The sequence below is a fragment of the Bacillus sp. GMs2/2 genome (assembly GCF_050172095.1).
GTDB classification, from domain to species: Bacteria; Bacillota; Bacilli; order Bacillales; family Bacillaceae_G; genus Bacillus_A; species Bacillus_A cereus.
In genome coordinates this window covers 1-1,813 of record NZ_JBNLYE010000592.1, presented here as the reverse complement: position 1 = coordinate 1,813, position 1,813 = coordinate 1, and the positions used below count along the sequence as shown (strand labels likewise).

The following is a 1,813-nucleotide window of genomic DNA, read 5'->3' as shown; positions in this document are numbered from 1 at the left end:
AAATCCATGCAACTAATTTTATTCCTCTTTCCATAATCTCTCCACATTCATTAATTGTTCTTCTTTAAACTCCATCTTATATATATCCGGTTTTGACGTATTCATTAAAAATTCAAAACCATATTGTTTATCAAAATAATTTATCATTAATGTCATGACAAGCCCATGTGTACCAATTACAATTTTGCGTCCTTGAAAATCCAATAAGATTTCTTTTAATACTTTCACTACTCTTCTCTGGCAATCTGCATATGACTCTCCTTCCGTTCGTGCAAAGTCCGGATTAGAGAACATCTTCTGTACAAGTGGATACACCTCTTTGTCTGATATAACCTGATCCTCACTTGAAAACATACACTCTTTAAGATTTTCATATACTACTATTTCTTTTTCATGGAAATTAGCTGACTCCTCTATCGTTAGCATAGCCTGATTATAAGGACTTGAAATAAAAGTATCAATCCTCTCCGCTTTTAATATGTCAGTTACTCTACGGGCATCCATATGTCCCCTCTCAGTTAACCCGCGCATTCTTTCATTTCCTTCTAGTTTTGGTGATTCACCATGTCTAACCATATAAATATATGTTCTCATAATTTCTCCTTAAAATTTTTTATAAAGTGAAACTTTAATTAGCCCTTACTAATCGGGCTTTTACAGGAAAATAGCGAGATAAGTTAATAACTCACGTTCATTTATCCCATTTCAACACTTAGGCGTAATACTAAAATACTTTATAAACTGTGCTGATTTGTTCGTCTAATCCATTCTCCTACTAAACTCTCAAATAATTCAGGCTGCTCAATTTGCAAATTATGCCCTGCCATATCTAACACTGCTAATGTTGCCCTTGGATATTCTTCAATAATTTCTATAATATTTTGATAACCTACTGATATATCTTGTCTTCCAGTCAGTAAAAGAACGGGATTTTCATATTTTTCACGCTGAAAATCCATAGTAAGAGAGTAATTCTTTTGCAACCTTTCAATAAATTCATCATTAGCAACATCTAACCCAGGCTTAATTTCTTCTTTAAATCGCTTATATGTATATTCATTTGCTATTACAGCTAACTCACAAAATTCCTCTCTTTCTGTGGAAGTGAGCGTATTTAAAAATTCCTCATCTTGTACAATTACCTGTTTATCTGGAAGAATCCTTTTTTCTGGCTCCGCTACAACAACAGGACATACTAATAGTAATCCGCTAACTCTCTCAAACATCTTTGCAAGTATACCTTTAGCTAAATAGCCTCCATATGATTCTCCTACCAATAAAAATTTTTCAGTAGAAATGATTTCCTCAATAAATGTGATAAGCACTTCTACTATACGATCTGAACTATTTATCCAATTTGGAGCATTCAATTTTCCCATTCCAGGTAAATCAATATATATTCGCTTATAACCTTCATACTTCTGAAATACTGATTCCATACATTTCATCATTAACCTATGGTCAGGGGCGCAGCCATGTATGATAATGACCGGTTTACCCTCTCCCACAATTTCATAATATATTTCTGCATCTTTAATTCGATATATCATAAAAAAGCCTCCCTATTTAGTGGCAATACTATTCCACTCTGTAAGAATACACGTTCTTATTTTATATCCTTTCTCAACATTTTCACAAATGTTAATTTTCAGATTAAAAATAAAAAGCTCCCCAAAAAAGGATACTCATCATTTTATATGCAATTTTGCATCTCCACTTACAAATCACTAAAAAAACTTTACAATTCAAAGGATGACTAAATATACAATTTCTATTTAAAGTCTTGATGCAGTCTATACTATCAACCGCAATA

Annotated in this window: 2 protein-coding genes; both read right to left on the bottom strand. The window is 32.5% G+C overall.

Going from position 1 to position 1,813, the window contains the following annotated elements:
• Positions 1-18: 18 nt before the first annotated feature.
• Positions 19-594 (bottom strand): histidine phosphatase family protein, encoded by a 576-nt coding sequence (locus tag ACQGS6_RS27700; RefSeq protein WP_025966576.1) that lies wholly within the window; start codon positions 592-594, stop codon positions 19-21.
• 140 nt (positions 595-734) lie between these two features.
• A complete protein-coding gene (locus ACQGS6_RS27695) occupies positions 735-1,550 on the bottom strand; it encodes an alpha/beta fold hydrolase (RefSeq protein ID WP_025966577.1) in 816 nt (271 codons plus the stop codon).
• Positions 1,551-1,813: the final 263 nt, after the last annotated feature.